This is a genomic window from Paenibacillus sp. FSL R5-0490, from assembly GCF_001956215.1.
Lineage (GTDB): Bacteria > Bacillota > Bacilli > Bacillales > Cytobacillaceae > Cytobacillus.
In genome coordinates this window covers 160130-174487 of the sequence record NZ_MRTQ01000007.1, presented here as the reverse complement: position 1 = coordinate 174487, position 14358 = coordinate 160130, and the positions used below count along the sequence as shown (strand labels likewise).

The 14358-nt window shown below is 43.8% G+C and carries 13 protein-coding genes and 1 pseudogene; 12 read left to right on the top strand and 2 right to left on the bottom strand.

Annotated features, from left to right (window positions below; translation table 11 throughout):
* The first annotated feature begins 376 nt into the window (after positions 1–376).
* Complete coding sequence (locus BK139_RS07780; protein ID WP_076257781.1) at positions 377–4207, top strand: S8 family serine peptidase; 3831 nt, start codon at positions 377–379, stop codon at positions 4205–4207.
* 502 nt (positions 4208–4709) lie between these two features.
* Here BK139_RS07780 and BK139_RS07770 read toward each other — a convergent pair.
* Positions 4710–4892 (bottom strand): hypothetical protein, encoded by a 183-nt coding sequence (locus tag BK139_RS07770; protein WP_076257779.1) that lies wholly within the window; start codon positions 4890–4892, stop codon positions 4710–4712.
* 313 nt (positions 4893–5205) lie between these two features.
* Between BK139_RS07770 and BK139_RS07765 the strand changes: the two genes are divergently transcribed.
* The 9 genes from BK139_RS07765 to BK139_RS07720 all read left to right on the top strand — a co-directional run bounded on the left by BK139_RS07765 (position 5206) and on the right by BK139_RS07720 (position 11354).
* Positions 5206–6225, top strand: coding sequence for a DUF3231 family protein (locus tag BK139_RS07765; RefSeq protein ID WP_076257778.1), 1020 nt, complete (start codon positions 5206–5208; stop codon positions 6223–6225).
* 172 nt (positions 6226–6397) lie between these two features.
* A complete protein-coding gene (locus tag BK139_RS07760; RefSeq protein ID WP_076257777.1) occupies positions 6398–6715 on the top strand; it encodes a PadR family transcriptional regulator in 318 nt (105 codons plus the stop codon).
* Entirely contained in the window at positions 6702–7271 is a 570-nt protein-coding gene (locus BK139_RS07755; protein WP_076257776.1) for a DUF2812 domain-containing protein, read from the top strand. The genes BK139_RS07760 and BK139_RS07755 overlap by 14 nt, the downstream gene beginning before the upstream one ends.
* Positions 7272–7377: 106 nt before the next feature.
* Complete coding sequence (locus BK139_RS07750) at positions 7378–7578, top strand: hypothetical protein (protein ID WP_076257775.1); 201 nt, start codon at positions 7378–7380, stop codon at positions 7576–7578.
* Positions 7575–7775: a hypothetical protein gene (locus BK139_RS07745; protein WP_076257774.1), complete on the top strand. Its 201-nt coding sequence runs from the start codon at positions 7575–7577 to the stop codon at positions 7773–7775. The genes BK139_RS07750 and BK139_RS07745 overlap by 4 nt, the downstream gene beginning before the upstream one ends.
* A 551-nt stretch (positions 7776–8326) precedes the next feature.
* Positions 8327–9418, top strand: a complete 1092-nt coding sequence (locus tag BK139_RS07735; protein ID WP_076257772.1) for a sensor histidine kinase — start codon at positions 8327–8329, stop codon at positions 9416–9418.
* Positions 9419–10108 (top strand): response regulator transcription factor, encoded by a 690-nt coding sequence (locus tag BK139_RS07730; RefSeq protein ID WP_076257771.1) that lies wholly within the window; start codon positions 9419–9421, stop codon positions 10106–10108.
* 134 nt (positions 10109–10242) lie between these two features.
* Entirely contained in the window at positions 10243–10857 is a 615-nt protein-coding gene (locus tag BK139_RS07725; RefSeq protein ID WP_076257770.1) for a DUF5957 family protein, read from the top strand.
* Complete coding sequence (locus BK139_RS07720; RefSeq protein WP_076257769.1) at positions 10854–11354, top strand: anthrone oxygenase family protein; 501 nt, start codon at positions 10854–10856, stop codon at positions 11352–11354. The genes BK139_RS07725 and BK139_RS07720 overlap by 4 nt, the downstream gene beginning before the upstream one ends.
* Positions 11355–11397: 43 nt before the next feature.
* Here the strand turns inward: BK139_RS07720 and BK139_RS07715 are convergent, their stop codons facing one another.
* Entirely contained in the window at positions 11398–13365 is a 1968-nt protein-coding gene (locus BK139_RS07715; RefSeq protein WP_076257768.1) for a M6 family metalloprotease domain-containing protein, read from the bottom strand.
* A gap of 201 nt (positions 13366–13566) precedes the next feature.
* Here BK139_RS07715 and BK139_RS07710 point away from each other — a divergent pair, with 201 nt between their 5' ends.
* Entirely contained in the window at positions 13567–14007 is a 441-nt protein-coding gene (locus BK139_RS07710; protein WP_076257767.1) for a GNAT family N-acetyltransferase, read from the top strand.
* A pseudogene (locus BK139_RS07705) lies at positions 14004–14270 on the top strand (DnaB-like helicase C-terminal domain-containing protein); the annotation flags it as partial. The gene BK139_RS07710 and the pseudogene BK139_RS07705, both read left to right, overlap by 4 nt.
* Positions 14271–14358 lie beyond the last annotated feature (88 nt).

Genomic DNA, 14358 nt, shown 5'->3' with positions numbered 1-14358 from the left:
ACCACCCGAAAAATCCTGTTTCACAATAGTCTCAGGAGGATGTCGAGGCAGGCTCTCGCAATGGGTAAACTTCTTTTGAAATCTACACAAAATTATAGAGGCATAGTCAGATAGTGTTGCTGTCTGGCTATGCCTTTTTCTTGGTTTACGCACAAAATGCTTTAATGGGACAAAAAACCTGTCCCTCTGTCCCGGCTAAATCTCAAATTCTGTTAAAATATGAAATTTTTCTACAGCATTTTTTGTGAAAAATAGATCTAATTTCCTGTTCATGATTCTGTTAATCAGGTCTTTTGATCCTTATATGAAAAATTTGGTTTTGGTACCTTTATAGTGTATTAAAAAAATTCTGAATAATATAACTAGGAGGTAGGGAATGAGGATTAAAAGATCAGCAGTGGCCTTATTAATGTTCATGCTAATCTTCTCCAGTTCGGTATCAGCAGCTGTTGTGCCTGAGAAAACACCGAATAGCAAGGGAGAAGAAAACCGCAAGACCATCCAGGAAATAAAGAAAAGTGAGCTGGACAAGCAGTACAGCAAAACTGATATTGTCAGGGTCATCGTGGAGATGAAGACAGAGCCTTCTGTCCTTTATGCCCAAAAGCAAAAGAAGAAGTATAAAGAACTTCCAGATGCAACAAAGCAGAAGCTGAAGAATGAAAAGCTGTCTGAACAGCAGAAGGTAAAGGACCGCGCTAAAAAGAATAAAGTGAAGATGATTGAGCGCGAAAGCTTTACTACAATTGTAAATGGCTTTAGTGCTGAGATGATGTATGGCGACATTGAGCTTGTAGAAGAAATGCCGGAAGTGGCCGAAGTACAAGTGGTGAACGAGTACGAAAAGCCGCAGGAAAAGCCGGATATGCTTTACAGTAAAGAGCTCGTACAAGCTCAGGAAGCTTGGCGTGATTATGGCTTTAAAGGTGAGGGCATGGTAGTCGGCGTCATTGATACCGGTATGGATCCTTCTCACCGTGACATGGTTTTGGCCGATGAATCAGAAAAGGAATTAACGAAAGAGGAAATTTCCAGGTTTAAAAAAGATAATGGCCTTCTTGGGAAATATTATTCTGAAAAAGTACCATATGGATACAACTATATGGATGAAAATGACACGATCCGTGATATCGGCCCGGATGCTTCCATGCATGGAATGCACGTTGCCGGTACTGTCGGAGCGAATGGCGATGAGGAGAACGGCGGCATTAAAGGGGTAGCACCTGAAGCCCAGATCCTTGCGCTTAAAGTATTCGGAAATGATCCGAATATGCCTTCTACATACAGTGATATTTATGTAAAGGCGATTGATGATGCGATTGTACTTGGTGCAGACGTACTAAACATGAGTCTTGGTTCAACAGCCGGGTTTGTCAGCCCTGAGTCAGCTGAACAAAAAGCGATTGCCAGAGCAGTAGACAACGGCATTTTAATGTCTATTTCTGCTGGGAACTCTGCTCACTTTGGAAATGGATTCGCTAATCCAAGCAGTGAAAACCCGGACATCGGTGTTTCGGGATCACCTGGTGTATCCTATGATTCTTTGCAGGTAGCATCTATTGAAAATAATTTCATGGATCTGGATGCAGTCAACTACCAATTCGGTGAAGAGTCCGGAAAAGCTGCATTCTTGTCAGCAGGAAATGTTCACCCGAATGACGTTGAAACGAAAACATTTGAAGTAGCCTACGGCGGATTGGGCAAGCCTGAAGAGCTGTCCGGTGTTGCTGGTAAATACGCATTAATTCAGCGCGGGGAATTGGCATTTGTTGATAAAGCCATTAATGCCCAGGCAGCTGGAGCTGTCGGCGTTATTATCTACAATAATGCTGACGGTTATGTCAACATGGCAAGCGATCCGTCCATTACAATCCCGCAGCTATTCATGCTGAAGACAGATGGAGACAAGCTGGCAGCAGCCATTCAGGATGGCCAGACAGTCACGCTTTCTTTTAACAGAGAAAAAACAAAGTCAGCAAACCCTGAAGCAGGCAAAATGAGCGCCTTCACTTCATGGGGTTTAACGCCTAACCTGGATTTCAAGCCTGAAATTACAGCTCCAGGCGGACAAATCTACTCGACTCTTGAGAATAACCAGTACGGTATGATGAGCGGTACTTCCATGGCAGCTCCTCACGTTTCCGGTGGTGCGGCACTTGTTCTTGAACGTGTGGATACAGAATTTGGCGTAACCGGCTTTGACCGTGTCAACGTTGCGAAGAACCTGATGATGAATACAGCGGCGCCGGTCATTGATAAAGGAACCGTCAACAGTGCATTTGAATGGAATATCCCTTATTCCCCGCGCCGACAAGGTTCCGGCATCATGCAGCTTCATTCGGCATTATCTTCTCCTGTTATCGTAACGGAGGCTTCAACGAATGAAGGAAAAGTGGCTTTAAAAGAAGTTGGCAATACATTTGAATTCACGTTAAAAGCGCAAAACTTCAGTGGTGAAGATGTGGCTTACGATGTGGCAGCAAATCTGCAGACTGATTTTGCAGCCTATGGAGAGATGGGCTGGGCAGCAGATGAGCTTGAAGCTCAGAAGATTCTGGATGCTTCTGTAAAAGTGGAGGGCCAGGATTCAGCAGAGGTAACCGTTCCTGCGAATGGATCTGTAAGCTTTAAAGTAAGTGTGGATGTCAGCAATGCAAAAGTGGTAGATCCTTCGAAGACAGGAAACTGGGAAACTCCTCTTGACATCAACGAGGTATTCCCGAATGGATACTTTGTTGAAGGATATGTCACTTTGACAGACTCAACTGACGTGAACCCGCAATTAACGGTTCCTTATGTAGGCTTCAAGGGTGATTGGGATAAAGCTCCGATCCTTGACGGTATGAAGTATGATGACAGTTCATTCTACGGAATGGCAGGAGCAGTTTCAGAGACAGCCGAGGGGTATTCTTACTTAGGATATGATCCGGTAAACGATGCATTCAGCGGGGAAACAATCGCCATTTCTCCGAACGGGGACAAAGTTCAGGATCAATTGATCCCGGTTCTTTCATTCCTGCGAAATGCGAAACAAGCAGAATTCGCGATTACAGATGAGGATGGAAAAACGTTACGTAAGCTGCGCACGGAAAACAGCCTTCGCAAGCATTATTACGATGGCGGGGCAGGTGCGAATTATACGCTCAATCCGAACTGGGGCTGGGATGGAAAAATCAGCAACCAGCTTGCGCAGGACGGACAGTACTATTTTGAGATTAAGTCTGTCATCGACTATGCAGGGGCAGAGTGGCAATCCGTGAAAATCCCTGTAAAAGTGGACACGGCTGCGCCAAGCGTTCAGGCTGACCTTATCGAAGGCAACACAGCATTAAAGCTGGAAGCTGCTGATAACCCTGAAGGCTCCGGCATTTCGTATATTGATATTTTCGTAGATGAAAAGTCTATTCTGGATGAAGCGCTAAGCGGAGATACAGAAGAATTTGTTCTTCCGGAAGAACTGGAAGTGGGCACAAATGTTAAGGTAGTAGCCTATGACTTTGCCGGCAACTCTTCTGAAGCAACTGTGGAAGTGGGCGAAGTGAGCAATGACAAGACCGTTCCATACGTATACCTTGAGGAGCCTGCGGCGCTTGAAGTGTACAACACAAATGAACTGACTGTCAGCGGCACGATTAAAGAAGAATCTGGCATGAAGGAATTCACCATTGCCGGAACACCTATTGAAACTACGTACAATGACGAAAAAGGACAATATGAATTTGAAACAAAGATGACGTTTGAAGATGGCGTTCACAGCCTGGAAGTGAAAGCAGTGGATACTGCGAATAATGCGATCTCTTTCAAGCGCACGATCATCGTCGATGCGACTGGCCCGACGGTTGAAATCGATGGGCTGCCTTCGAGTAAATACATTAAGCATAACAAGAAGGACCCTGTCATCAACATTACAGTGACAGATAACTTTGACCAGCTTCGCTTCTCTCAGGACGGCAGCGAGCTATTCTACCAGGAATTCCAGGAGCCTTATGCAATGAGAGGCATCGAAAAGGAATTCAAAAAGATTAAACTTTCATTGAAAGAAGGCTTAAACGTCTTTACGTTTGAAGCAGAGGACCTGGCCGGCAACAAAACAACCAAAACGGTTGAATTGTACAAGCTGAAAAAAGGCGAACAGCCTCCGCAAAATCTTGAAACCCCTGATGGCCCGGTGAAGCCTGGGAAAGGGAATGGAAAGCAAGATAAGTAATAGGATGGGGAAACCCGGCTTCCTTGGTGGAGCCGGGTTTTCTTTTTGGGAAGACTGCTGGCCGGGAGGGATTTTGCAAATAGATGGAGTGGACCTGCAAATAGAGAGGGTGGGATTGCAAATAGATAGGGGGAATTTGCACATAGAACTCTTATTTTGCAAATAGAAGGGGTAAATTTGCAAATAGTCGAGTGCAATCAGTGCTGGAATAATGGTTTTGCAAATAGATGGAGTGGACCTGCAAATAGGGAGGGTGAATTTGCAAATAGAAAAACCAAAATTGCAAATAGAGCCCGAGCAGGCATGTCTTCGGACAGGAGAAAGGCTTAGTTGAAAATATCATATTTCCAAATAACTGAAGGTACTGTTCCATCAGTTAAAGTTTGGGAGTTGAAGATCCATCAGAATCGGCATCTCCCTTTATTTATATAAGGATTGAGCCTTCATTGTGGCATGAACAGCGGTATCCATTTGAAGTGTACAATACTAAATTTCCTTTTTCTTAAAAAGAGATATTTTGAAAAAGTGGAATGGTTAAAACTATAGTGGATAAAGAACCTGCAGCAGTTAAAATAACTATTTTGCGGCCATTCTGTTCCTTGGAAGGCTTCATAAGCTCTATGGATAATGATATCCATATAACTATAGATGCCATAGCTATGATAAATAGAGCGGTACTTGTCATATTGGAATTCCTCCATTCATTTTTCTAAAATCAGCAGAATTTCTTAAAGTTTATCACTAGTGCTGAGTTAGGTAAGTGTGTGAAAATCGGGTTACTTTCCCTCTCCTGCTGCAAAGGTCTTTCAAAAAGCCCCTGCAGCGACTCCTTTAACTATTTGTACGGTTTCTCCTTTAAATAAGTTTCGTATTATTGTTCCAATTAGTTTTTTGCTTGACAGCTGCCCTTCTCCCCAAATAGCAGCTTTAATTTTGACGAAATTTAAAGTATACGAATTTAAAGGAAGGAGATAGTAAGTAAAAAAGAAGGGATTGTCATGAAAAAAATTAAACCAATTAAATTAAGTTCTCATAATCCGGATAGCTCAGAAAAATTAACATCAGCCGAAATGGGCAAGCTTTGGGCTACATATATGGGAAACAGTATGGCATCATGTTTTTTAAAATATTTTCTGCAGCATGTTGAAGATAAGGACATTAAAAGCTTATTGGAAAATGCCTTACAGCTGTCAGAAGAATTTATGGAGACTATTAAAGGTATTTTCAAGAAAGAAGGATTTCCTATTCCTAATGGTTTTACGGAAGAGGATGTAAATTTAGGTGCTCCCAGACTGTTTATGGATGAATTTTATGTCCACTATTTAAAGTATGCGGCAAAAGCAGGATTGAGTATTTATAGTATTGCCATCCCTCTTATGTACAGAAAGGACGTAAAGGAATTTTTTAGGCATTGTATGGATTCCGCCATGGATTTAATGGAGCAGATCAAAGAGATATTAATACATAAAGGGCTGATCATTAAACCCCCATTGATTCCAGTTCCTGAGAAAGCGGAATTTGTGCATAAAGATTTTTTAACCGGCTACCTTGGAGATAAACGCCCTTTGCATGCAATGGAAATCCCCCATTTTTACGATAATATTGAAAATAATGTGACAAGTAAGGCACTCATTATGGCATTTGCCCAAGTGGCCAAGGATGAAAAGATACGTAAATTGTTTGAGAAGGGAAAAGAAATTACCACCACGAATATTGAAAGTTATAGGCAAAAACTGCATGAAGAAGATTTGCCTTCACCACCTTATCTGGATGACTTAATAACCAATTCCACTTTCTCGCCTTTTTCTGATAAAATCATGCTCTTCCATAAGATGGATATGTTTTCAATAAAACTTAGAGCATTCGGAAATTCAGTGGCAGTCAATGGCCGGCGCGATGTAGGGATGGTTTATTTGAAGGCAACAATGAAAAATTCACATTTTGTCCAGAGTGCTGCAAAAATCATGATTGAGAGAGGCTGGTTTGAACAGCCTCCAACGGCTGCTGATAGAGATTGATGGTATTTTTGCCTTTATTCTTCTTTCACTAGCGGTTAAAAGTCGCTTTCCCTTGCCCTAAGGAAAGCGGCTTTTTTAGTTTTATTTTAAAATTTCGTTGACTATTCAGTTGAACTGTATTATCTTATTGTTAAGTTGAACTATATAGCTGAACTGAATAGAGGATGAGAAGATGAAACATAAATTATTACCGCTGTCTGAAACCATGCATTATATTTTATTAGCTCTGCGTGAGCCGCTCCATGGCTATGCCGTGATGCAGAAGATAGACGAGATAAGTAACGGCACTGTTAGTTTAGCGGCTGGTACATTATACGGTGCGATTGAGAACTTGAATAAGCATGGCTGGATTGAACCTGTTGGAGAGTCAGGCCGGAGAAAAGTTTATATGATTACTGCGGAAGGAAGCGAAATTTTGAAAATCGAACAAAAGAGGCTGCTGCATATTTTATCCCTGTACGAAGGAAGTGAATCGAATGAAGAAATTTAAGATGTTTTTTGATATTGAAAAAGAGGAGCGCTGGCTGAACGAGCAATTGCAAAAAGGCTATCGCTGTACAAATATTAGCGGATTGGGCATATACACTTTCGAAAAAACAGACAAGAAATATGTGATGCGGCTCGATTATCAAGATTATTTTTCAAAGAAAAAGTTTGAAGGTTACAAAGGGTTATATGAAGATTTCGGCTGGGTTTATATAAGTGGGCCATGGCTTGGCGGAATTCGATATTGGCAAAAAGAGGATGATGGACAAAGTCAAATCTTCTCGGATCGCCAATCACAGAGTCATTATTATAGAAGGCTGATGGGGTATTCATCTGGTTTGGGGATACTGTTATTGTCTTTTTCGTATATGATTTACAAGGATTCGGGCTTATATTTAGCCGAAGGTCTTTGGAGTATGAAGGGTGCATTATTTTGGAAAGCCTTTTTATTTGAGACTCCATTTGTCCTTTTAAGGCTGCTTCCAGTCTTTATGGCTGTGTTCTTCTGCATCAGTTTCTATAAAGCTTATCGTAAGTATTCAATGTTAAAAGAGAAATAGTTTACTGTCCCAGGGGATGGTGGACAATGAACCTGTCCCTTTTTATGGCCGAAAATGAAACTTTCCCTTCTGTATAATCGTAAACTATCGAAAGGGGGAACTGGTTTTGAAAGAAAATACCAGCAGGTTTGATTTTTACTCGGCCATTATTATTTCAGTGATAGCGATAGTTTTAATGATCAGGAACATGTTAGCGGACATAGATTTCTTTTCCGTGACCAATGCTTTGGCTGTTTTTGCTCTAGTAGTATCCCTCAGGCAGTTATATACCCTAACCATGGCATCCCGAAAAGGGGAACCATCATGAATTTGTTCACATTTGCTCTGGCCGGATTGAATGCCGGCGATATTTTATTTCAGCTTTTGGCTTTTGCCTTTTTATTGACTATTCCTGGGATCCTTGTCATTTTCTTTTTTATTTTCAAGAGAAGAAACGACAGATTAAAGCGAATAGAAGAAAAGCTGGATCAAGCCCTTTTTAAAATGGAAGGCAAAAATAAATAGGGTTGGTGTAAGGCGGGGAGCTGGTGTGCAGAATGAATCTGTGCACTTTTTTTATTAAACCCAAGGAGCTGGGGGAGCTTCGGACACAAAAAGCGAAAATCCGAATCGTGGAGTCAGAACCTGGGGCAACTTCGGACACAAAAGGCAGGAAAGCGCGAGATAGAGTCAGAACCTGGTCTAACTTCAGACACAAAAGGCAGGAAAGCGCGAGATAGAGTCAGAACCTGGTCTAACTTCGGACACAAAAGGCAGGAAAGCGCGAGATAGAGTCAGAACCTGGTCCACCTTCTGACACAAAAGACAGGAAAGCGCGAGATAGAGTCAGAACCTGGTCCACCTTCTGACACAAAAGGCAGGAAGCCTGCAGTCAGAGTCAGAACCCCGTTGTTAACCTGAAAAAATTCCGTACACCGCCCCTCTGCAAAAAAACCACCTGTTAAGAATTTTGTAATAACTATATAATGTTTTGGTTAGAATCTTTGTTTATACTTTTTTCAAGATTATCAAGCTGGTTCAATCCGGCTATTATGATACAAAACCGGGGTGACTGGATGTCCATAAAAAAACGATTGATTTTATCGAATATAGGGATGGTGCTGCTTCCTGTTGTTTTATTTCTGCTGCTGGAAATGGTCATTGGGTATGTATTGTTCTATCCTGTGAAAGGTTCAGTGGATCAGGAGGATCTTGAATTTTTCCGGTCGATTCGGATTTATCTGCTGGTCGGGGTGCTGATTTTGACCAATGGAATCCTGACTTTCCTTGTTTCGAAAAGCATCATTGCTCCGCTTCTCCGGCTGAAGCAGTCGGCGAATGATATCAGCAGAGGAGATCTGGATACAGAAATAGAGGTTTCCGGGAACAAGGATGAATTGAACGAGCTGGCCATGGCGTTTGAAAGCATGAGAAGCCGATTGAAGGAAGCCGCAGCTATGCAAAAGCAGTATGAAGAGAATCAGAAGGAATTGATTGCAAGCATTTCCCATGATTTAAAAACCCCTTTAACGAGCATTAAGGGCTATGTCCGCGGCCTGGCAGATGGTGTGGCGAATACGCCGGAAAAGATGGAACGATATTTGGGCACGATTGAAAAGAAGGCGGATGATATGGAAGCTTTGATCTCGGAGCTTTTATTGTATTCCAAGCTTGATTTGCCGAATGTTCCTTATGATTTGAGGGAGCTGGATTTAGCGTCCTATTTTGATGATTACCTCGAGGAGCTTCGGTTTAATCTGGCGGGACAGCCTGTCAGTCTCCGTCTTGAGTGCGAGCCGAATCAATCGTATCGGGTGCAGGCTGACAGGGAGAAATTGAATCGCGTGGTTGGCAATATTGTGCAGAACAGCTTGAAATACATGAAGGAAGAAAAGAAAGAATTAGTGGTCAGGCTGTCGTCAAAAGCGGAGGACGTCACGGTTGAAATTCAGGATAATGGTGCTGGCGTTTCACACGACGAGCTGCCTCATTTATTTGACCGCTTTTACCGTACGGATGTCTCCCGGAATTCTGCCACAGGCGGCAGCGGGCTGGGTCTTGCGATTGTAAAAAAAATCATCGAAGGCCACGGGGGGACCGTTTGGGCAAGTGGCGGAGCCGGAAAGGGGCTTAGTATCTTTTTTACGTTAAAAAAGGGGGGAAGATGATTGGAAAAAATCTTAATCATTGAAGACGAGCTTAGTATTGCTGAGCTCGAACGGGATTACCTGGAATTGAACCAGTATGAGGCAGATATTGCGGCAACGGGTCAGGAAGGGCTGGAACGCTTAAAAACAAACGCCTATCGGCTGGTGCTATTGGACCTGATGCTTCCGGATATGGACGGCTATGAAGTCTGCAGGAAAATCAGGGAGGTTTCAGAGATACCCATTATTATGGTGACGGCAAAAAATGAGGACATTGATATGATCCGGGGATTGGGCAGGGGAGCGGATGATTATATTGCCAAGCCTTTTAATCCCAATCAATTGATCGCCAGGGTGAAGGCGCATATAGCCCGTTATGACAGGCTTACCTCCAGCGGTCCCGGCAAGGATGAAGACATCAGGATTGGGGATTTGCTGATTCAGCCGGGTACACGGAAAGTATTTGCGGGCAATCAAGAGAGAATCCTTACGGCCAAAGAGTTCGACCTGCTGCTGTTCATGGCTACCTCCCCGAACCAGGTCTTCAGCAAAGAGCATCTGCTCGAGCAGGTTTGGGGATTTGATTTCTATGGGGATGTCACAACTGTGACAGTTCATATCAGAAGGCTGAGGGAGAAAATTGAAAAAGACCCATCTGAACCGGACTATATCGAAACGGTTTGGGGCGTGGGCTATCGATTTAAACGGTAAGAGCGTATAGATTTTCTATGCGTTCTTTTTTTATTGCCGGATTTAATAATTCTGTAAGAAATTGATAAGAGTGCTGTTAGAACCCCCGCTTAGAATGGGTTTTGTAAAGAAAACAGGAGAGGGGACGAAAGAAAATGCCAAAAAGAACATTGGCTGAAAATAGTTATATAGGATTGGGCTTGGTTTATCTGGGCTGCCTGCTGGTTCAGTTTTTGCTTGCGGGTATGTCGATCTTTGGGGACCCGTCCAAATGGGCCGCCCATAAAATGTTTGTACATTTGTTTGGCTATGCCATTCCGGTACTGATGATGCTGAGTGCACTGGCAGGAGGATTTTTTAAGCGGATTTATAAGGAGATGATAGTCGTTTTTCTGCTGCTCTTTGCCATGTATTTCACAGCCAATCTGGGCTGGAAAATCAGCTGGCTTGGAGCGTTTCATCCGGTTGCGGGAGTACTGTTTCTTGGGGCAGGCGCGGCTGCGGTCCGAAAGATATGGAAGGCGCCGCATGAGTCTGTTCGCTCCAAAGAAAAAAACAGAGGACTGCTGGTTTGGATATTGGCTGGAGCAGCCGGCGGATTAACAGCCGGAGTTATTTTATCTAATCTAATTGGAATCATTAGTTTCTATTTATTCGATCAGCCAGTGGGGATTAAATTTCTGCCGTTTTATCTGGCTGCCTTATCCGCAGTGATGGTACCTGCCTGGCAGTATAAGAAGAAACAAAAGATGAAGGAGGAAAAGCAATGAAGCAAAAACTGACGTATTTCTTTATGGTTTCATATTTATGGATCACCTTTATTATGCTGGGAGCTTTTATACTGGAGGTATTTATGGTGTATCCGAATATTTTTCATAACGTGCCGGAATCATTTGATGTCTCTATGGATTTTATGGAGGTCGCGAGTCCCCATACGTTTTTCCCGCCGCTTGGGTTAGCGAGCTGGGTCACTGGGGCTGGCGCGCTGGTTTTGGTATGGAAAATAAAATCTGCACGCCGCTGGGTTCTGGGAAGTATTCTTGTCATGATTCTCCTGGGGCTCATCTCCATGCTATTTGAATGGCCGCGGAATGAAATTATGTTTATTGAGGGGCAGAGTGTTCATTCAGTGGAATTTCTGAAACAGACCGCAAGGGAGTTTCTGATGATCAATTGGATCAGAGTAGCGTGCAATACGATTGGCGCTGTCATGGTGTTTGTGGGATTTTTAAAGTTTTATAAGAGCCAATTGCATGAAAGAGAGTAGGCAAATGGAAAGGGACAGGCGGGCCTGTCCCTTTTTTAATCATTTATTTCCCCGCACCCGGGCCAACACGTCTTGTAACAGTATCCGTTTTGGCAGGATCGGTTTCAGAGGTGCTTGTAAATGTTAGGCTTGTCGGTACAGGCTTGGTTTTTGGAATTTTCACGTAAACTGGAACTTCCACTGTTTCACCGGCTTGCACTTCAATCACATTATGCTCAAGCATGAGCTCCCAGCCGGCTTCCGTCTTGGCATTAAGGCGGATAAGATCTGCAGCATTGCCCGTATTGGTTACCTTGAAGGAATAGGCTGCCACCTTGCCGGGAGCGGCAAATTGGACTTTGCTGTTTTCAGCTGAGACGCCTCTTGCGGTCGGGCCGGACTCATCCATATGGCGGACGGCGACACGATAGGAGAGGGCTCCTTCGTTATCAAGCTTTTTATTTAAAATGTAAAAGTGAAGACGGTTATGCTCGTCCTTATATTCGCTGACAACCCCATCTGCTGTGCCTGCTTTGAAGAGGGAATCGGAAAGCTGTCTGTAATCCCCTTTTGAATACATAGCTTCTGTTCCGTCAGGACGTTTAAAGTCAACCTGGTTAATGTCTTCTGCATGAGAGTCGATGACCCAGATGTTTGGTGCTGCTTCCGAATTTTTGGTTTTGGCAAGAAGAACGCCGGAATCTGGAGTGAACGAGTCAAATCCTACACGGTCCACCACTTCCACGGTATAGTTGTTGTACCACTTTTCCCCGCGCTGCATGTCCGCACGCCAGTCGTCCTCAAGTGAATTTTTTGGCGTCAGATCTTCCATGCTGATGTTGATGCCGTGAAGGGCATTGCGGCCAAACTCTTCACCGGCCGGTACCGAACGTGCCAGGATATCAGTAAACACAGGTCCGGATTGAGCCAATTCCTCCCGGCTGATGTTCAAGTACTGATCTTCCGATAAGAAGCCTTGCTTGATTTTGTTTCGGAGCATGTGATGCGCCGGCGCTGATCCGCCTAGTGTAGGGAGCACCATCCAGCGTGTATGAGGCCCTGCAGGACCATTAAAGCTTCCCCGGCTCATTAATTCCCAAGGTCCGGAATAGGAGCGGGAAACAGGCTTTCCATATGGATTGTTGTAGTTATCCCCCAAATTCATAATATGGCCAAATTCATGAGCGAAGGTTCCCATTCCATCGTTTTCACCCTGGATGGAAACGCCCCGGCTTGCACTGGACCAGATGCTTTTCGCGGCAAGCCACGAAGTCCAAGGGACATAGCGGGTATTGGCGGAATTCGGAAATCCTTCAAAAGGCGGACCGAATTCCTTCGCCACATCTTCTGCTGTCTGGAACATCATTTCCCCAAATTCCTGCCAGACACCTGACTCATCATATCCGGCATGCAGGATGAAGGTGAAATCGTAATTTTTGCCTGAAGCGGCGATATCGGCTTGCGCCTTTTCCATTGCTTCAGTTCTTAAATTTTTTGCCTGGTACTCTCCCGGCATATTGACCTGCTGTCCGAATTCGTTCAGTCCGTACTGGAATTCATTGTGGTCCATCCGATAGGTTCCGAATGAATCCAGTTCAACAGCCCATTTGCCATATGAATTTTCTCTCCAATATTCATTGATGGTCCGATGATTATTCAGCGGCTGCGGCTTGTTCAGGAAATCCACCCAGAACTGGCCGATTTCATCCCGCGGAATATTGCCGGTGCCAATAGGGTTGCCTGCCACTTCAGATCCTTCCGGCTGACTTAAAATAAACTCCCGGTCAGGAAAATCGACAATGACAAGCGCTCCCCGTAATACTCTTTCAGGTTCAATATCAGCCGTACGCCAGTCAATTCCCGGCACCGGCCGGTAATCTTCCCAGGTCATGTCCTCAGGAAGCTCCCAGGACTGTACATCTGCGGGTTCCGGGAAATCTTCAAGACCCGGCTTTTCTGCATAAGCCGCAGAAGAAATGGTCATTAAAATCAATGTAACAAAGAAGATAAAAGACTTTTTCAATTGCCTCAACTTATTTCGCCTCCCTTAATTCTAGCATTCTGGTAAATTATACAATCTTGTTTCGGTATTAAAAATATAAAATATTTAAAATATTCAAAATGATAGAGAGGACCTAAGACTTGATGCCTGTAATAAACTAATAGCAGAGGGTGGCGGTAGTATAAAACTGCTATATTTAAAGGAGAGGAGCTTTCTAAGCGGGAGGGACATATGAAATTAAATATCTTTTATTCAATGCCAGGGGATGATGTTTTAAAAGGAATCCTGCAACTTCACAGGAACATATTCGGCGATTCTGAAGAATTAGTCAGTAAGATGAAAAGCAAACCTCAGTTGCTGGTGCAGGCAGCTATGGATGGAGAAAAAGTGATTGGATATAAAATGGGATACCCCCTTGATGAGGAGACCTTTTATAGTTGGTTGGGCGGAGTGGATCCTGAATACAGGGGAAAGGGCCTTGCTTCCATGCTAATGGAAAAGCAGCATGAATATCTAAAAGAAATGGGGTATAAGCTGGTCCGGACAAAAACGATGAACAAATGGAGAGGCATGCTGATTTTGAATATTAAGCATGGATTTGATGTGATTGAAACTTATACCGATGAAAAAGGACTGCATAAGATCGTGCTGGAGAAGCGATTACAAACTTAAGGCTGCTGAGCAGGGGCGTGGAAAGCAGGCAGGACAAGCGGCCGATGCTTTCAGATTTGCGGGAGAGCGGGCAGATTGAGCAGGATGCAGATGTGATAGCGTTTTTATACCGTGATGATTATTACTATAAGGAATCCGACCGCAAGGATACGATTGAGATTATTCTCGCCAAACAGCGGAATGGGCCGATTGGGACGGTACGGCTGGCGTTTATGAAGGAGATTGGGAAGTTTGGGGATCTGCCGCCTGGGGAGTTAGGGTGAGCAAAGCGAATTGGATGGAATGCACATTTGGCATAAGAGTTTGAATACATGAGAGGTACTAATCGAGATAAATAGTTTAGCGAGCCGC

Excerpts from the sequence above, each read along its gene's own strand:
- BK139_RS07780 (WP_076257781.1), top strand. The coding sequence starts at position 377 with ATGAGGATTAAAAGATCAGCAGTGGCCTTATTAATGTTCATGCTAATC.
- BK139_RS07770 (WP_076257779.1), bottom strand. The coding sequence starts at position 4,892 with ATGACAAGTACCGCTCTATTTATCATAGCTATGGCATCTATAGTTATA.
- BK139_RS07765 (WP_076257778.1), top strand. The coding sequence starts at position 5,206 with ATGAAAAAAATTAAACCAATTAAATTAAGTTCTCATAATCCGGATAGC.
- BK139_RS07760 (WP_076257777.1), top strand. The coding sequence starts at position 6,398 with ATGAAACATAAATTATTACCGCTGTCTGAAACCATGCATTATATTTTA.
- BK139_RS07755 (WP_076257776.1), top strand. The coding sequence starts at position 6,702 with ATGAAGAAATTTAAGATGTTTTTTGATATTGAAAAAGAGGAGCGCTGG.
- BK139_RS07745 (WP_076257774.1), top strand. The coding sequence starts at position 7,575 with ATGAATTTGTTCACATTTGCTCTGGCCGGATTGAATGCCGGCGATATT.
- BK139_RS07735 (WP_076257772.1), top strand. The coding sequence starts at position 8,327 with ATGTCCATAAAAAAACGATTGATTTTATCGAATATAGGGATGGTGCTG.
- BK139_RS07725 (WP_076257770.1), top strand. The coding sequence starts at position 10,243 with ATGCCAAAAAGAACATTGGCTGAAAATAGTTATATAGGATTGGGCTTG.
- BK139_RS07720 (WP_076257769.1), top strand. The coding sequence starts at position 10,854 with ATGAAGCAAAAACTGACGTATTTCTTTATGGTTTCATATTTATGGATC.
- BK139_RS07710 (WP_076257767.1), top strand. The coding sequence starts at position 13,567 with ATGAAATTAAATATCTTTTATTCAATGCCAGGGGATGATGTTTTAAAA.